Annotated in this window: 15 protein-coding genes; 6 read left to right on the top strand and 9 right to left on the bottom strand. The window is 71.6% G+C overall.

What is annotated here, in order from left to right:
• Nucleotides 1–174: 174 nt before the first annotated feature.
• On the top strand, nt 175–453 hold the full coding sequence (locus AB0B91_RS12030) for a hypothetical protein (protein ID WP_358318293.1): 279 nt from the start codon (nt 175–177) through the stop codon (nt 451–453).
• A gap of 91 nt (nt 454–544) precedes the next feature.
• On the opposite strand, the gene AB0B91_RS12025 is transcribed toward AB0B91_RS12030, so the two are convergent.
• The 6 genes from AB0B91_RS12025 to AB0B91_RS12000 all read right to left on the bottom strand — a co-directional run bounded on the left by AB0B91_RS12025 (nt 545) and on the right by AB0B91_RS12000 (nt 6,230).
• Complete coding sequence (locus AB0B91_RS12025) at nt 545–721, bottom strand: hypothetical protein (RefSeq protein WP_358318292.1); 177 nt, start codon at nt 719–721, stop codon at nt 545–547.
• 42 nt (nt 722–763) lie between these two features.
• Complete coding sequence (locus tag AB0B91_RS12020) at nt 764–901, bottom strand: hypothetical protein (RefSeq protein WP_358318291.1); 138 nt, start codon at nt 899–901, stop codon at nt 764–766.
• A gap of 11 nt (nt 902–912) precedes the next feature.
• On the bottom strand, nt 913–1,497 hold the full coding sequence (locus AB0B91_RS12015) for a TetR/AcrR family transcriptional regulator (protein ID WP_358318290.1): 585 nt from the start codon (nt 1,495–1,497) through the stop codon (nt 913–915).
• A 115-nt stretch (nt 1,498–1,612) separates the two neighbouring features.
• On the bottom strand, nt 1,613–2,158 hold the full coding sequence (locus AB0B91_RS12010) for a GNAT family N-acetyltransferase (RefSeq protein ID WP_358318289.1): 546 nt from the start codon (nt 2,156–2,158) through the stop codon (nt 1,613–1,615).
• 21 nt (nt 2,159–2,179) lie between these two features.
• Nucleotides 2,180–3,214 carry a hypothetical protein gene (locus AB0B91_RS12005; RefSeq protein ID WP_358318288.1) on the bottom strand — a complete coding sequence of 345 codons (1,035 nt, stop codon included), beginning with the start codon at nt 3,212–3,214 and terminating at the stop codon, nt 2,180–2,182.
• 76 nt (nt 3,215–3,290) lie between these two features.
• Entirely contained in the window at nt 3,291–6,230 is a 2,940-nt protein-coding gene (locus AB0B91_RS12000; protein WP_358318287.1) for a bifunctional [glutamine synthetase] adenylyltransferase/[glutamine synthetase]-adenylyl-L-tyrosine phosphorylase, read from the bottom strand.
• Nucleotides 6,231–6,313: 83 nt separating this feature from the next.
• Here AB0B91_RS12000 and AB0B91_RS11995 point away from each other — a divergent pair, with 83 nt between their 5' ends.
• Nucleotides 6,314–6,859, top strand: a complete 546-nt coding sequence (locus tag AB0B91_RS11995) for an HXXEE domain-containing protein (RefSeq protein ID WP_358318286.1) — start codon at nt 6,314–6,316, stop codon at nt 6,857–6,859.
• A 110-nt stretch (nt 6,860–6,969) separates the two neighbouring features.
• On the opposite strand, the gene AB0B91_RS11990 is transcribed toward AB0B91_RS11995, so the two are convergent.
• A complete protein-coding gene (locus AB0B91_RS11990; protein ID WP_358318285.1) occupies nt 6,970–7,857 on the bottom strand; it encodes a hypothetical protein in 888 nt (295 codons plus the stop codon).
• A gap of 71 nt (nt 7,858–7,928) precedes the next feature.
• Nucleotides 7,929–8,630 (bottom strand): type 1 glutamine amidotransferase, encoded by a 702-nt coding sequence (locus AB0B91_RS11985; RefSeq protein ID WP_358318284.1) that lies wholly within the window; start codon nt 8,628–8,630, stop codon nt 7,929–7,931.
• Nucleotides 8,631–8,685: 55 nt separating this feature from the next.
• Here AB0B91_RS11985 and AB0B91_RS11980 point away from each other — a divergent pair, with 55 nt between their 5' ends.
• Nucleotides 8,686–12,099, top strand: coding sequence for a serine/threonine-protein kinase (locus AB0B91_RS11980; protein WP_358318283.1), 3,414 nt, complete (start codon nt 8,686–8,688; stop codon nt 12,097–12,099).
• A 9-nt stretch (nt 12,100–12,108) separates the two neighbouring features.
• A complete protein-coding gene (locus AB0B91_RS11975; RefSeq protein ID WP_358318282.1) occupies nt 12,109–12,963 on the top strand; it encodes an alpha/beta fold hydrolase in 855 nt (284 codons plus the stop codon).
• A gap of 48 nt (nt 12,964–13,011) precedes the next feature.
• On the opposite strand, the gene AB0B91_RS11970 is transcribed toward AB0B91_RS11975, so the two are convergent.
• Entirely contained in the window at nt 13,012–13,731 is a 720-nt protein-coding gene (locus AB0B91_RS11970; RefSeq protein WP_358318281.1) for a hypothetical protein, read from the bottom strand.
• Nucleotides 13,732–13,967: 236 nt separating this feature from the next.
• Here AB0B91_RS11970 and AB0B91_RS11965 point away from each other — a divergent pair, with 236 nt between their 5' ends.
• Both AB0B91_RS11965 and AB0B91_RS11960 read left to right on the top strand, forming a co-directional pair.
• Nucleotides 13,968–15,209, top strand: coding sequence for a serine hydrolase domain-containing protein (locus AB0B91_RS11965; protein ID WP_358318342.1), 1,242 nt, complete (start codon nt 13,968–13,970; stop codon nt 15,207–15,209).
• 299 nt (nt 15,210–15,508) lie between these two features.
• Nucleotides 15,509–15,859, top strand: a complete 351-nt coding sequence (locus AB0B91_RS11960) for a hypothetical protein (RefSeq protein ID WP_358318280.1) — start codon at nt 15,509–15,511, stop codon at nt 15,857–15,859.
• Nucleotides 15,860–15,992: the final 133 nt, after the last annotated feature.

The following is a 15,992-nucleotide window of genomic DNA, read 5'->3' as shown; positions in this document are numbered from 1 at the left end:
AGCAAATGTTTTGCCAGAGGCGCTGGCCATGACCGTGCAGCACGGCGGAGGCGAACAAGTGGACGTGCGCCGCCGACTGGTTCCTGCGGTGTAATGGGGAGGAGTCTCCCTTCATGACGTGTGCCCCGGGATGACGCTGACACCCGGCACATCAAGCGGCATGAACGGGAAGCCATGGCAGCGGAGTTCGCGATCGGCGAGTACATCCTGGTGCACGACGGCAGGACCTTAGATGTCTTCCACTGTCTGGCGGAGGCCAAGCGATACCACGTGGCGTTCCTCGGAGTGGACGCGAAACCACACCGGGACGGCTTCAAGGTCACGATCGGCACCAGGTACGACGGCCGGATCGTCAACGGGGTGCCGCTGAAGATGGATCAGCAGCACTTCGCGCGTTTCCAGGAGTTCATGGCCGCCGTGATCGAGGCGCGCGATGGCACGACCGCCCAGTAGCCGCGCAGGACAGCTCCCGAGCCCTATGAGCGGGCGAGGAACCGGCCGCTGAGCTGCGCGATACAGGGTCGGGGTCATGGCGGCGGGCCGCTCATGCGCGGGTGATGTGCCTCTCCACGAGGTCGACGGTGGCGCGGGGGTCGTCGACCTCGACGACCAGGCGGGTGTAGCGTTCGTCGGCCAGTTCGATGACGACGGCTTTGGCCGCGTCGTGGACGTCCCAGAAGACGCGCTCGCCGTCGAGATGGAAGGTGCCCGCGGTGATCACTCCGGGGATGTGGGCGCCGGGTGCGCGGATGCCCTTGGGACTTTAGATCATGCCGGGGTCGGCGGTCGCGCCGCGGATGTTGGCCAGCGGGATCGTCAGGCGGCTCTTCAGCGCCCAGAGCTTGTCGAGTCCTTCGATCTCCACGACCAGCGTGTCGCCGTCGACGTGCAAGTACGCCATGTCAGTACTCCTTAGATGGTGGGTGAACTGTCGAGGTCATCCGGGGCGAGGCGTCGCACCAGAGCCGCCGCCGCACGGTCGGATTCGGTGGCGGCGGTGGTGGCTCTGGCGCGTAGCCGGAGCCCGATCAGCGCCGCGGTGAGCGCCTCGGCCAGCGCCGGCGACGGCTCGGCGGCGCGGCCGGGTGCGGCGCCGGTCAGGACGGTGCCGATGGCCTGGTCGAGAGCGTCCAAGGCGGCGCTGACCTCGGTGCGGACCTCCTGATCCACGGGTGCTCGTTCGGCCGCCGCCATCAGCAGGAGGTCCAGTGCGCCTCCGTCGTCGTGTACGGCCAGCGTGCCGCGCACCGCCTCGGCGAGGTCGCCGGCCGCGCCGACCGCGGAGACCAGCGGGCGCACCTGGTGCTCCACGTGCCATCGCAGTGCGGCCAGGTAGAGCCCCCGTTTGCTGCCGAAGGTCTTGTACAGGCTGTTGCGGTGTACGCCGAGGTGGGTGACCAGGTCGTCGACGGAGACACCGTCGTAAGCCCGGTCCGCGAACAGCGCCGCCGCCGCCCGGATCACCTCGGTTTCGTCGAACCCTCTCGGCCGTCCCATGTGCCGACCATACGCGTTAAGGAACGAATGGTCAAGAACGACCATTCCTAAATAACATCGTGAACGCCGCCGGCTACGCCACCGAAGGTGGCAAGCATCGAGGGCGCACTGAACACTAACGAGGGCCGAGCGCCTGACCTCGCTTGAGCCGGTACAGGACGTGCGGGCGGAGCGGGTTGTCCTCCGCGATGCCCGGGAAGTAGAAGTCGTCGGCTATGTCGCGGGTCATGCCCAGGCGTTCCATGACCTTGCGTGAGCGGGTGTTCCGCACAGTCGTCATGGAGACGATCTCGTCCAGCCCCGCCTCTTCGAACCCGTACCGTACGGCCCGCCTGGCCGCCTCGATCGCGTACCCGTGCCCCCAGGCCACCTTCGCCAGCCGCCAGCCGACCTCGACGGCCGGCGTGAACGGCGCCTCGAACGTCTGCAGGACCAGCCCGGTGAACCCGATGAACGCGCCGCTCTCGCGCACCTCCAGCGCCCAGAGCCCGTAACCGTGAGCCTCGAAGCCCTCCTCGATCCGGTCGACGAAGCTGTCGCTCTGCTCCCTGCTCAGCAGGGCCGGGAAGTGCTCCATCACCTCGGCGTCGGCGTTCATCGCCGCGAATGGATCCCGGTCTTCGTCGCGCCATCTGCGCATGATGAGCCGTTCTGTCTCCATCCGATGAACACTAACCCAGATCTAACGCTGGCCGCGGATGCCGGTGAGGCGGCGGAGCAGGTCCCACCAGAACGACGCGCCGAACAGCAGCGCCACGAACGTCAGCAGATAACCGGGCCAGTGGCTGAGCGTGGTGAGGCGGTCCCACCACATGCGGCCGTTCCAGTTGACGCTCGGCTCGCCCTCGGCCGGGATCACGACGTTGACGATCGCGTGGTCGAACACCTTGACCAGCGCGGGCTGGCTCAGCGTGTCGGTGATGCAGGGCACCGGGTTCGACTGCGCGCACTGCGCCTTGAGCTCGCTGTAGGCGTCGGGCCCCGCCTCGGACACGGCCGTGACCGAGGCGCGGAAGGCGTTGTCGCGCAGCAGGGTCTTGCCGTATTCGAGCCCGTCCATCGTGAACAGCAGCACCACCACGACGCCGAGCAGGGCGACGACCCACTTGACGTAGCGCTTGTAGAGCATCGACAGCCGCTGCATCTCGCCGTCGAACCAGGTCTCCACGCCCTGCCGGAAGCGGTCCATGTCGCGCTGCGCGGAGTCCCACACGCCCTTGAGATGGCCGTGCAGCGGGCTGCCCATCGCCTTGAGCTTGGCCAGCAGCCCCTCGACGCCGTCCTTCTCGACGGCCGCCATCTCCATCAGCGCCACCGCGAAACGTTCCGGCGGGATGTTGGCGATGCTGGTGCGGCCCCTCTTCGGGTGGTCGATCTCCTGGACCCGCTGGTAGAGGAGTTTCGTCATGGCGTCTTCGGCCTTGGTCTCGTGCTCGGGCGCCTGCGCCGCCTCGACCGGGGCCGGCTGGTCGCTGTGGACCGGCCGTGGATCGCGGACGAACGGCAACGACGCGAACACGTCCGCCACCTTGGCGGGCAGCCAGGACTTTCCCTGCGCGTCGCTGCCGTCCATGGTGTCGCGGAGGTAGGCCCACAGGAACTTGCTGCGGATGCCGAGCAGCCGTACGAAAGCCTCGTTCAGCCCGCTCACCAGCAGCGAAAGCATGAGGAACGCGAGCACCAGACCTAAGGCCAGGTCAACGTAGATGGAAAGCACAATCGATCACCCCGCGCCTTGATACACCCGCGAGGCACCGTCCGCACGGCTTGTAGCCAAGCTGTGACAGCCGGGGTCAGGAGTCGTAGAAGACCCGGTGGACCACCTGGCGGGCGCGGCGGGTCACCCGGCGGTAGTCGTCGAGGAAGTCCTCCGAGCCGTCGGGAGCGTAGCCGAGCATGCGAGCGATGAGCCTGCGCTCCCTGACGTCGGCCGGGACGCTGTCGCCGGGTCGGCCCTTGACCAGCATGACCGCGTCCCTGATGCGGGAGGCGAAGCGCCAGGCCTCCGCCAGCACCGCCTCATCGGCGCGCGCGAGCAGGTCCTCCGCCTCGGCCGCCCGCAGCGCCTCCAAGGTACGGGTGGTCCGCAGCGCGGGGTGCCCGGCCGCGAAGCGGAGCTGCAGCAGTTGCGCCACCCACTCGACGTCCGACAGGCCGCCGGGGCCCAGCTTGGTGTGCAGGGCGGGGTCGGCGCCGCGCGGCAGCCGTTCGGCCTCCATGCGGGCCTTGATCCGCCTGATCTCGCGTACGACGTCGTCGGGCAGGCCGTCAGGCGGATAACGCAGCTCGTCGATCATGGAGATGAACTCGGCGCCGAGCGCGGCGTCACCGGCGGAGAAGCGGGCCCGCAGCAGCGCCTGCGCCTCCCACGGAGACGACCAGCGCGCGTAGTAGGCGCGGTAGGAGGCCAGCGTACGGACGAGCGGGCCCTGCCTGCCCTCGGGGCGCAGGTCGGGGTCGATGAGCAGCGGCGGGTCGGGGGCGGGCAGGGCGAGCAGCCGGCGCAGCTCGTTGGCGACCGCGTACGCGGCGTCGGTGGCGTCGCGTTCGGTGGCGCCGGGCACGGGCGAGTGTACGAACATCACGTCGGCGTCGCTGGCGTAGGAGGACTCCATGCCGCCGAGCCGTCCCATGGCGATCACCGCGAACCTGGTCGGCAGCTCCGCCCGCCGCTCGACCTCGACCTTGCCGATCGCCACGTCCAGCGCGGCCTGAATGGTCACGTCGTTCAGCGACGACAGCGCCACCCCGACGTGCTCAATGCTCATAAGTCCGGAAATGTCGGCTACGGCCGTACGGAACAGCTCCCGCCGCCGCAGCGCGCGCACCGCCGCCACCGCCGACTCCATGTCGGTCCCGTGTCTCGACACGGCGGCCGACGCCTCCTTCAGCAGCGCGTCCGGCGGGCGCGGGGACAGGCCCTCGTCGGAGCCCAGCAGCCCGACGGCGTCGGGCGCGTTCAGGAGCAGGCCGGTCGCGTAGCGGCTGGTGCCGAGCATCCGCGCCATCCGCGCCGCCACGGCCGTCTCATCGCGCAGCAGCCGTAGGTACCACGGCGTGGCACCGAGCTTGTCGCTCACCTGGCGGAACCCGAGCAGTCCCGCGTCCGGGTCGGGCGCGTCGGCGAACCAGCCGAGCATGACCGGCAGCAGCGTCCGCTGGATCGCCGCCCGCCGCGAGACGCCCGTGGTCAGGGCGGCGATGTGACGCAGGGCGCCGTTGGGGTCGACATAGCCGAGCGCCTCCAGCCGGGCGGCCGCCGCCGTGGTGGACAGCCGGGCCTCCGACTCGGGCAGCCGGGCCACCGCCTGCAGCAGCGGCCGGTAGAACAGCTTCTCGTGCAGCCGCCGCGCCTCCCGCGCGTGGCGCCGCCACCTGGCGGTGAACTCCCCCACCGGGTCGGCGTGCATGCCGAGCGCGCGGCCCAGCCTGCGCAGGTCGTCGGGGTCCGACGGCAGGATGTGCGTACGGCGCAGCCGGTGCAGTTGCAGCAGGTGCTCCACCTGGCGCAGGAACGTGTACGCCTCGGCCAGCCCGCGCGAGTCCTCGCGCCCCACGTAGCCGCCGCGGGAGAGCGCGGCCAGGGCGGGCAGCGTGGCCTTGCGCCGCAGCAGCGGATCGAGCCGCCCGTGCACGAGCTGCAGCAACTGCACCGCGAACTCGATGTCACGCAGCCCGCCGGGGCCCAGCTTGATCTGGCGCTCGCCCTCGGCCCGTACGTGGGACTCGACGCGGCGGCGCATGGCCTGCACGTCCTCGACGAAGTGCTCCCGGGTCGCCGCCGACCAGACGAACTCGTTGACCGCCTCGACGTAGGCCGCGCCCAGCGCGAGGTCGCCCGCCACCGGCCGCGCCTTGAGCAGCGCCTGGAACTCCCAGGTCTTGGCCCAGCGCCGGTAGTAGGCCAGATGGCTGCCCAGCGTGCGTACCAGCGGTCCCGCCCGGCCTTCCGGCCGCAGCCCGGCGTCGACCTCCCACAGCGAGCCCTCCGGGGTGGTCGTGGTGCAGGCCCGCATCATGGCCTGGGCCAGCCGGGTGGCGCCGCGCAGGGCCGCCGTCTCGTCGGCGCCCTCGCGCGGCTCGGCCACGAAGATCACGTCAACGTCGCTGATGTAGTTGAGCTCCCTGGCGCCCTGCTTGCCCATGCCGACCACCGCCAGCCGTACGTCACTCGCGTCGACCTCGGCCCGCGCGATGGCCAGCGCGGCCTCCAGCGCCGCGCCCGCGAGGTCGGACAGCTCGGCGGTGACGTCGGGCAGCCCGATCTGCCCGGTGAGGTCCCGGGCGGCCAGATGCAGCAGCCGCCCGCGGTAGGCGACCCGCAGCGTCACCAGCGCGTCGGGATCCGACGCGCGCGGCTCGTCATCCTCCGGCTCGGCGCCGACCGCGCGCAGCAGCTCCGTCCGCGCGTCTCCGAGCTCGGGCACGGCCATCAGCCCGAGCTGCTCGGGATGGCGTACGAGATGCTCCCCCAACGCGGCGCTCACCCCGAGCACCGCGAGCACCCGGGCCTGGAGGTCTTCGTCCGCGCGCAGGGTGTCGAGCACGGTGGGCTCGCGCTCGGCGAGCCGGGTCAGGGAGGCGAGCGCCAGATCGGGGTCGGCCACGGCTACCAGTCCTTTGAGCAGGTCGTCCAGCTCGGTCCCCGACTGTCGTACCAGGGTCGCGGCCCGTGCGCCGTCGGCGAAGCCGAGCTTTGCCAGGCGGGCGGCGGTGGACTCGATCCTTGGCACACCCCCATCTTGACAGCCCTCTGGTTCCAGAGCCTAAAGTTAAACGCAACGTTGCGTTGCATTTTGGGCAGGGAGGTTCCTGGATGGACGGCGTGCCGGCGGCGGTGACGTGGGGTCTGCTCGCGGCGTGGGCGGTGCACGACGCGGAGGAGCTGGCCACGATGGCCCGCTGGACCCGCGAGGCCCGGCCGGAGCTGGAGCGGCGCTACCCGCGTGTTCCGTGGCGGCGGCTGGAGCTGTCGCAGCGGCAGGTCACCGTGGCGATCGGGCTGATGGGCGGCGTCATGGCCGGGGCGTCGGCCGCGGGGGCGCGCACCGGAGGGCGTAGCCCGGTGTTCCAGGCGGTGCTGGCCGGGTTCGGCCTGCATGGGGTGGGCCATCTGGCGCAGTCGGCGGTCGCGCGTGGCTACACGCCTGGCGTGGTGACGGCGCCGGTGGTGGTGATCCCGTTCACGGTGTGGGCGTGGCGGCGGCTCAGGGCGGCCGGCGTGCCGGCGGCGAGCGGCCGGTCGGCTCTGGCCGGGCTGGCCGCCCTGCCGCTCGTCCTGGGCGGCGTCCACGCACTCGCCCACGCGCTCACCGAACAGCGCGTCCGATCACTCACCCCGCCCCGCGCCCGCCGCCGGTAACCCGCCGAGCACTCACCCCACGCCGCGCCCGCCGCCGGTAACCCGCCGAGCACCGCGTGCCGCGCGGCCGCCGGAAGCGCGCCCGGCGACCGGCGCCCGGCGACGGCGTGTCAGTCGACGCAGACCAGGAACTGGTCCGTGTCCCAGGGGCCGGCCAGGCCGGTCTCGTCCTCGGCCGCCCGCGTGGTCGCCTCGTTCAGCGCGGCCGACGGGAAGACGGCCGTCGGGATGACCTGGTTCTGCTGGCCGCCGTTGCCGACGCCCGTTCCCACGATGCGCTGGGCGGGGTTCGGGCAGGCGACGAGGGAGCTCTTGGGGCTGGCGGAGTTGCCCTGGAGCTGGGCGGGCATCTCCACCGCGTAGCCCGGCGGCTGGTCACCGCACACGGCGAAGGCCGTCACCCGCCACCTTCCCGCGAACCCGCCCTCGGCCTCGTAGGCGTTGGCGAAGGTAAAAGCGTCCTGGAGGCCGATCTCCGTCAGGAAGACCTTCCCGTCGCCGCCGTCGATCCGGCCACCGGTGCCCAGCGCGACCTTGCCCGCCGGGCAGTTGACGGTCTGCGCGTCGCTGGGCGGCGAGCCCGGCGTTCCTGGCTGCCTGAGATAGACGAGCCCGGGAAGTTTCCCGCACACCGCGTACACCTTCAGCCGCCACTGTCCGCCGAAGCCGTTGAAGTCCTCGTGCGCGGCGGCCTCGAAGTAATGCCCGGAGCCGTGGGCCACCGGCTCCAGCCGGGTGAGCACCACCTGCGCGGTGGCGTTCGGCGCCTGACCCGCCGTACCCCCCTCGATGGAGGCGCCGCCGCTGATCACCCGCGTTCCGTGCGGGCAGCGGGCGCGGGCCGATTTCGCTTTCGCGGAGTCCTTGCCGGTCTGCGCCGAGACCCTGACGACCTGCGGGGCCGAACGCGCCGCCGCGTCCGCCACCGGCCCCGCCAAGGTCAGACCGATCGTCGCGCACACCGCCAGGGCCGCGCGCACTGCCGTGCGTCGTTTCATGACCGTCCTACCCCCCTCGATCGATGAGGCAGCGTAGGACGGCCCGGGAGCCGATCGCGTCAGGGAAGGACCTAGTGCATCCCCTGAATCGGCTCCCGATCACGATCCAGGACCACGCGCCCGAACGCCTCCGCCATCGGCCGCCAGGTGGCGACCAGCGCCTCCTCGGCCGCGGCGACCGCCGCGTTGAGCTCGCGGGCCGAGTCGAGGCCCGAGGCCGTGGTCCACGAGGCGAAGATCTCCGGCGTGGCCTCCGGGTGGAACTGCACCGCCCAGGCCGCCTCGCCGAGCCGGTACGCCTGGTTCGGGTACCGCTCACCGGTCATCAGCGGCACCGCCCCCTCGGGCAGCCGGGCCATCACGTCCTGGTGGTACTGGACGGCCACGGCCGTGCCGGCACCCGACAGCAGCGGATCGGCGGCCGCGGCGGGCAGCGCGGCCACCTCGCAGAGGCCCACCTCCAGCCCGGCGCCGCCCCGCTCCACCGTGCCGCCGCAGGCCAGGGTCATCAGCTGCGCGCCGAGGCAGATGGCCAGCGTGGGCGTCCCCTCCTCGACGGAGCGGGCCAGCAGGTCACGGGTGGCGGGCAGCCACGGGCAGCGCTCGTCCTCCCACGCGGCCGACTCCCCGCCGAGCACGATCAGCCCGCCGGCGGCCCGCTCGGGAACCTCCTCGCCCAAGTACGGACGGACGACGTCGCAGACCGGCCCCAGCCAGCCGCCCAAGTAGCCGAGCGGCGCGTCCGCCTCATGCTCGATAACCGTGATGCGCATAAGGAGTAATTTATCCGCCCAAAACTTTCACCACACCATTCGCATCAAACAGCCCGTGAGCGAACTGATCGACGGAGACCCTCAGCGGCTGGGCGGTTACTGGCTGGCCGGACGTCTCGGCACGGGCGGCCAGGGCGTGGTCTACGAGGGCTACGCCGAGGACGGCCGCCGCGTGGCGATCAAGGTGCTGTACGGCGACCAGCCGGCGCAACTGGCCAGGGAGGCGGCCGCGGCACGGCGGGTGGCCGGGTTCTGCACCGCCAGCGTCCTGGAGGCCGAGCTGGAGGGGCCCAGGCCGTACATCGTCAGCGAGTACGTTCAGGGCCCCAGCCTGCGCAAGGCCGTCATGGAGGGACGCCGCTTCGGCGGCGGCGACCTGCACCGGCTCGCCACGGCCGTGGCCACCGCGCTGACCGCCATCCACGACGCCGGCGTGATCCACCGCGATCTGAAACCCGACAACGTGCTGCTCGGCCCGGACGGCCCGCGAGTGATCGACTTCGGCATCGCGCGGACCGCGGAGATGTCGCTCACCGCGACGGGCATGGTGACGGGCACGCCCACGTACATGGCGCCCGAGGTGTTCGGCGGGCAGCGGGCCGGGACGCCCGCCGACGTGTTCGCCTGGGGCGCGATCATGGTGTACGCGGCCACCGGCGCCGACCCGTTCGAGGCCGAGAACCTGGGCGCGGTCATGCACCGGGTGCTGTCGGCCCGTCCCGACCTGAGCGCGCTGCCCGCGACGCTGCGGCCGCTGGTGGCCGCGGCGCTCAGCAAGGACCCGCTGGAGCGCCCGTCCGCTCGCGAGCTGCTGCTGGCCCTGGTGAGCGCGGAAGGCGGCCTCGACACCGGCCTGTTGCTCGCCGCAGGCGGCAAGGAGGCCGCGCGGGCGGGCGTCCCCGCCCACGATCCCGCGCTGGGCACCCTGGCCGAGGAGGCGTTCGCGCTGCTCGCCCCGGACGAGCGCGAACTCGCGCCCGAGGTCTTCCTCCGGCTGGTCACGCTGAGCGAACAGGGTGGCCTCGTGGTACGGCGGGCCCAGCTGGCCGAGCTCGTCGAGGGCCGGCCGCTGCCCGAGGTCTCGTCGGTCACCCGGATCCTGGAGGTGTTCGGCTACCTGCTGTCCAAGGAGGGCGAGGAGGTCTGGCTGGCCCGCCCCGCCCTGCCACTCGCCTGGCCGCGCTTTCGCCGCTGGGTCGACGCCAACCGGGACGGCCTGGCCGTCCACAGGGAGATCCTGAGCGCCGCGCAGCGGTGGAACCGGGCCGGGCGCCGGGACGGCGACCTGTTCCAGGGCAGCAGCCTGGAGAACGCGCTGCGGTGGGCGGCCACGGCCCGCCGGAACATCACCCTGTCCACCGCCGAACGCGACTTCCTCGACGCGGGCGCCGGTCTGTCCAGGCGCAGGAGCAGGCGGACCAGGCTCGTCTCCGTCAGCCTGGCGGCCCTGCTGCTGATCTCGCTGGTGGCGACCGGCGTGGCCGTCCAGCAGAACGCGGTCGCCGACGAGCGGGCCGACCGGATCGCCGCGCAGCGCGACCAGGCGGAGGCGGCGCGGCTGGCGCAGTTCGCGGGCACGCTGCGCAAGAGCGACCCGAGGGCGGCGATGCTGCTGAGCGTGGCCGCCTGGCGACTGGACCGGACCCCACAGACCAGGGCCGCGCTGACCGCTTCACTGGCGCAGCGCGAGGTCGCCGTGTTCAAGGATCCCGTCGCCTCCGGTGACGCGCTGCGGCTGCTGAGCGGCGGCGGCAGGACGCTGGCCAGCGTGAGCGACGGCGCGGTGCGGCTGTGGGACGTACGCACCGGCGGACGGACCGGCGGCATCGCCCGGCTGGGCATGGCGGGCGAGCGGCCCCTGGCCGCCGCCCTCTCCCCCACCGGCCAGAACCTGCTGGTCGCCACCGGCAAGCGGGTGCGGGTCTGGGACCTGCGTACCGGCAAGACCATCGGGACGTGGACGTTCGGCCATGACGTGGGCGACGACACGGGCACACCGGTCGGCGTCCGGTACGGGACGACCGACCGCTACGCGCTGATCCGCCTCGACCAGCACGAATACACCTGGGACCTGCGGACCGGCACCCGGACGAAGGGCCCACTCACCGCGCACCCGGTCGTCTCACCCGACGGCAGGTCGACGGTGCGGCGGGTGGGCGGAAAACTGCGGATCACGGACCGCGCGGGCGGACCGGCGGCGACCCTCGGGAACGAGACGGACAGCTGGAACGGCGGCGAGGTGACCTTCAGCGCCGACGGGCGGCTGCTCGCCTCGGCGAGCGGGCAGAACATCCAGGTCTGGCGGGCGTACGACCGGCTGCTCACCACGCTGACGCTGCCCGGTGGCACGGAGGACGATTCCGTGCCACTGCCTCAGGTCGGCTTCGACGGCCACACGCTGCGCTATCTCAGCGAGGACCGCGTCTTCACCGTGGACCTGAGCGACCTCGCGGTGCGCGCGCCGAAACAGGCGCCCTCGTGGTCGTGGGCGAAGTTCGGTCCCGGCGGGCGGCAGGTCCTGAGCTCCGCGGACGGCTACCAGGTCTCCCTCGCCGATCCGCGCGGGCCACTCGGCGCCCCGGTGCTGAAGAGGCCCGATTCCGACCCGGCGGAGGCCGCGGCGATCAGCCCCGACGGGCGGCTGGCCGCGGTGGGCGGCATCAGCGGGTTCACGGTCCTCGACACTGGCACGCGGCGCCCGCTCGCGAAGGCGGCGCCCCGCGGTGACCTGGCGGAATACGAGACCTCCTTCCTGGCCTTCAGCCCCGACGGCACGAAAGTGGCCACCGGGCTGCGCTACGTCGACGGGGGCGTGTCCACCCGCTACGCGGTGAGCGTCTGGGACTGGAAGTCGAAGCGCCAGCTGTGGTCGGCCACGGTGGGCGAGGTGCACGACGCCGACTTCTCCCCCGACGGCAAGGTGCTGGCGGTGGGGTCCGGCGAGCAGCACCTGTTCGACGCGGCGTCGGGCCGACGGCTGGGCAAGCCGTTCGGGGGCACCGGCCAGGGCACGACCGTCACCGACGTGGTCTTCACCCACGACGGCAGGTCGCTGGCGGTCGTGGACTCCCGCGGTCGGATGAGCATCTACGACACCGCCACCAGGCAGCGGGTACGCCAGGCCGCGCTCGGCCCGCTCGCGGGCGGGGACGTCGCGGCCAGGTCACCCCGCGAGGACGTGGTCGCGCTGGTCACGCACGACCATCGGGTACGGCTCGTCGACCTGGCCGCCGGCGCGGACCTGGGCACGCTCGGCGACGGCGCCGACCACGGCGACCTGTACGGCCCGGCGTTCACCGCCGACGGCTCGGGGGTGAACATCCTGGACGACGAGGGGACCGTGCGCGAGCAGCCGGTCGAGCCGGGCAAGGTGGTGGCCGCGATCTGCGCCCGCGCCGGCCGGTCGCTGAGCCCCGGGGAGTGGCGAAGCTTCGTGCCAGGAGTGCCGTACCAGAAGGTTTGTCCATAAGATCCGGCTATGAGACTCGACGAGGTCGACGGCATGCGGGTCGCCACGTTCGGCACGGGATCGCGCCTGATCATCGCGGTGCACGGGATCACCGGCTCGCTGATGGCCTGGGCCACGGTGGCGCGGCGGCTGCCCGGGGACTGGTCTCTGGTGGCGATGGACCTGCGGGGCCGTGGGCACAGCGCGACGCTGCCCGGCCCGTACGGACTGGCCAGGCACGCCGAGGACGTGCTGCGCGTGGCCGACCACGTGGGCGCGGGACCCGAGACCGTGCTGACCGGGCACTCCATGGGCGCCTACATCGCGGCGCTGGCCGGCGCCGGACGCGAGTTCGCGCGGGTGGTGCTGGTCGACGGCGGGCTCCCGCTGCCCATGCCCGAGGGCGCCGATCCCGACGCGGTCCTGGAGGCCACCCTGGGACCGGCCGTGGAGCGGCTGCGCCGGACGTTCCCGTCACCGGAGGCGTACGTCGGCTTCTTCAAGGCGCACCCGGCCTTCCGCCACGGCTGGACCGCCGACGCCGAGGCGTACGTGCGTTACGACCTGACCGGGGACGAGGGCGCGCTGCGCTCGCGCGTGGCCGGTGACGCGGTGCGCGAGGACGGGCGCTGGATGTTCACCGAGTCGGAGCGCATCGGCGCGGCGCTGACCGCGATCCGGGCGCCGCTCTCACTGATCAGGGCGCCGCGCGGGCTGCTCGACCAGGACACCGGCATGCTGCCCGACGCGCTGGCGGCCACGTGGACGGCGCGCCTGCCCGGCCTCGCCGACGAGGTGATCCCGGACTGCAACCACTACACGATCATGTTCGACGACCGCTGCGCCTCGATCGTCGCCGATCGGCTGACGTCCGGCTCCCGCTGAACAGGCGGACGGCCCGGCACGATTCCGTGCCGGGCCGTCATGCCTTTCTCACGCTTCGCGTGGAGCGATCCAGGTGGCGCGCGCGGCCGCCACCAGCGTGCCGTCCACCTCGTAGATCGCGCTCTCGCCGAACAGCTTGCGGCCCTCACGGCCGGTCGCGCGGGCCACGACGGAGTAGGCCCCGCCCGCGTACAGCCGCCGATGGATCTGTACGGCCAGCCGTCCGAGCAGCGCCGACTCGCCGGGCTGGAAGTGGGCCCAGCCCGTGATGCAGTCGAGCGCCGCGCCCACGACGGAGGCGGGCACGCCGTCCTCATCGGCCACCGTGTACGGCACCACCCACCCGGCGGCCACCAGGTCGGTGCCCTCCACCGGGCCCGGGAAGATCCGCAGCCCGTCACCCGGCTCGCGCAGCCCGCAGGCGAAGCACTCGGGGAAGGCGTGGCCCCGCCAGCCGGCGAACCCGGCCTCGGCGCGGGCGGCGTCGTTGAACGGCACGAACTCGGGCGCCGTCAGGTCCTCGGCCACCGGGATGGCCTCGACCAGGAGCCTGTCACCCTCGTGGAGGTACACCGTGTTGGCGACGTGCTCCAGGCACAGGTCGGTCTCCAGAGGGGTGGGCGCGTGCAGCGTGACCTCGACCGCTGATCGATTGCCGCCCATCGCCTCCGCCATGGTCCCGGCTATCCAGCCGCCATTGGCGACTCCCGCCGGCCCCCTGAAGCGCTCAGGAACGGTCAACACGGTCTGCAGGGCAGCCGTCGTCATGCCACACCCTCCAACATCGCCCTATATGGCGAAATATCCGAAAAGTCTCTTTGGAACGGACCGATTTTAGCGGACGATCAGTTTCCTCACGCCCTCAGGAGGCTCTCGCCCCACCTCGTAACACTCCACAGGGGAGCAAAACTTCCCAGCGGCGACCCGGGCTGCGCCAGGTTCTCCATGTCCGTAAGATACGACGCCTACTTTGCACGGACGTTACCTAGGAGCCAGAAGTGACGATGCTCACTCGCAGGAGTCTGCTCAAGGCGGGGGCCGTCGCCGTACCCGCCGCCGCTATGACCGCTCGGCCGGCGCTCGCCGCGCCCGTCCCGGTGGTGGAGACCTCGGGGACCGCTCCCGCGTCGTTGGCCGGGTTCGACAATGTGATCAAGACCTTCGTGAAGGAACGCGAGATCTCCTGCGCCCAGTTGGCGGTCATGAAGAGCGGCAAGATCGTCCTGGCCCGCGGCTATCGCTACAACACCGGTGCCCAGGCGCTGCCCACCGTGACGCCGACGTCGCTGTTCCGCATCGCCAGCCTGAGCAAGAACATCACCTCCGCCGCCATCATGCGGCTGGTGCAGGACGGCAAGCTGAGCCTTTCCGCCAAGGTGACCACGCTGCTCGGCCTCACCCCGGCCGACACCCGGATGAACCAGGTCACCGTGCTCAGGCTGATGCAGCACCTGGGCGGCTGGGACCGTGACACCTTCAAGCAGGACCAGCTCTGGCTGGACCACACGATCTCGGCCGCGCTGGACGTGCCGCTGCCGATCAGCCACGCCGACATCATCAAGTACGCCACGGGCCGGCAGCTCGACTTCGCCCCCGGGTCGAAGATGGTCTACAGCAACTACGGCTACATGCTGCTGGGCCGGATCATCGAGAAGGTGTCGGGCCTGTCGTACGAGACGTACGTCAAGACGAAGCTGCTCAAGCCGCTCGGCATCACGCGGATGCGGCTCGGCAGGAGCCTCAGGACCGAGGCCGCGTCCGGCGAGGTGATCTACCAGTCCCAGTACACCAACAAGACGGTCATGGACGAGTCGGGCACCGTCGTGCCGTACCCGTACGGCGGCTTCAACATGCCCAACCAGGACGCCAACGGCGGCTGGCTGGCCTCGGCCGTGGACCTCGTCCGGTGGACGCTCGCCTTCGACAGGCCGGGCACAGTGCTGAGCTCGGCGTCGATCGCCAAGCTGTTCGCCAAGCCGGAGATCGGCGTCAACTCCTCCGGCGCCTGGTACGGCGGCGGCTGGTGGGTCAGGCAGGTGACCGGGCACCTCAACACCTGGCACAACGGCTCGATGCCGGGCACGTTCTCCTACCTGGCGCGGCTGCAGAACGGCTGGAGCTACGCGGCGGTGTTCAACCGGCGCGAGGAGACCGGGACCCCGGACTTCGACGTGATCGACGACCAGATGAACAACGTCAAGATCACCACCTGGCCGACGACGGACCTCACCTCGAAGTACTTCTGACCTGACGACGCGGCGGCCGAGCCGGCCCGGCACCGGGCGATCGCTTCCGCACGTACGGCGGAGCTGGTCGTACGCAGGATCAGGGCGGCCATCGGCCGGCCGCCGCCGCCGAACCGGGTGCCGACCTCCCCGCTTTCTGGGACCGCGTCGCCAGGAACGCCCGCACGCTCTGAGGACCCGGCCCGCGACAGCCAGCCACCATCAGGCCACGACCTGCGACTGAAGTATCCTGACAGGGGTAGCTGATGTGGACTACGACTTCTCCCCGCCAGTACTTCACGTGTGTTGGAGGGAAGCCCATGAAAATCATCATCGCCGCCGCCGGATTGTCGCTGATCCCCATGTTCGGAATGGCCTCCACCTGGGATGGTAGCGACCGGCACGAGGTGAGCAGGTCCCAATATCAGGTCCTGATCGGGCAATGCCGTTATGCCGACTCCTCGCACGCACGGTTGAGGTGCCGCACCGCGGTCAGGGCGAACTACCGCGTGGGAAGTCGTGACCCCATGCTGGATTGCCGGACCTATTCCAGCGTGACCGTGTGCGGCACGTTGAACCTGAGCAGTGGCGAACGCGCCTGTGTGCGCGACTCCGTGGCCAAGCACCTGTCTTTCCGCCGGGCCGAGGTCGAGTGCTACGCGTTCCAATGATCGCCGCGTTGCGGACATAGTCGTGGGGGGGGGGGGGGGGGGCGCGCCGCCCCCCGGGGCGCCCCCCGGGGGGGGGGGGGGAGATAGTAGAGGCCACGGCTGTGGCGGGGGGGGGGGGCGCGGGGGGCGGCGC

This window comes from Nonomuraea sp. NPDC049141 (assembly GCF_040648415.1).
Classification (GTDB): Bacteria; Actinomycetota; Actinomycetes; order Streptosporangiales; family Streptosporangiaceae; genus Nonomuraea.
Note: the sequence above shows the minus strand (reverse complement) of the source record. Positions and strands in the feature narration are given on the sequence as shown.

Excerpts from the sequence above, each read along its gene's own strand:
- AB0B91_RS11970 (WP_358318281.1), bottom strand. The coding sequence starts at position 13,731 with ATGACGACGGCTGCCCTGCAGACCGTGTTGACCGTTCCTGAGCGCTTC.
- AB0B91_RS11960 (WP_358318280.1), top strand. The coding sequence starts at position 15,509 with ATGAAAATCATCATCGCCGCCGCCGGATTGTCGCTGATCCCCATGTTC.
- AB0B91_RS12030 (WP_358318293.1), top strand. The coding sequence starts at position 175 with ATGGCAGCGGAGTTCGCGATCGGCGAGTACATCCTGGTGCACGACGGC.
- AB0B91_RS12020 (WP_358318291.1), bottom strand. The coding sequence starts at position 901 with ATGGCGTACTTGCACGTCGACGGCGACACGCTGGTCGTGGAGATCGAA.
- AB0B91_RS11985 (WP_358318284.1), bottom strand. The coding sequence starts at position 8,630 with ATGCGCATCACGGTTATCGAGCATGAGGCGGACGCGCCGCTCGGCTAC.
- AB0B91_RS11995 (WP_358318286.1), top strand. The coding sequence starts at position 6,314 with ATGGACGGCGTGCCGGCGGCGGTGACGTGGGGTCTGCTCGCGGCGTGG.
- AB0B91_RS11965 (WP_358318342.1), top strand. The coding sequence starts at position 13,968 with ATGCTCACTCGCAGGAGTCTGCTCAAGGCGGGGGCCGTCGCCGTACCC.
- AB0B91_RS11975 (WP_358318282.1), top strand. The coding sequence starts at position 12,109 with ATGAGACTCGACGAGGTCGACGGCATGCGGGTCGCCACGTTCGGCACG.
- AB0B91_RS12010 (WP_358318289.1), bottom strand. The coding sequence starts at position 2,158 with ATGGAGACAGAACGGCTCATCATGCGCAGATGGCGCGACGAAGACCGG.
- AB0B91_RS12015 (WP_358318290.1), bottom strand. The coding sequence starts at position 1,497 with ATGGGACGGCCGAGAGGGTTCGACGAAACCGAGGTGATCCGGGCGGCG.
- AB0B91_RS11990 (WP_358318285.1), bottom strand. The coding sequence starts at position 7,857 with ATGAAACGACGCACGGCAGTGCGCGCGGCCCTGGCGGTGTGCGCGACG.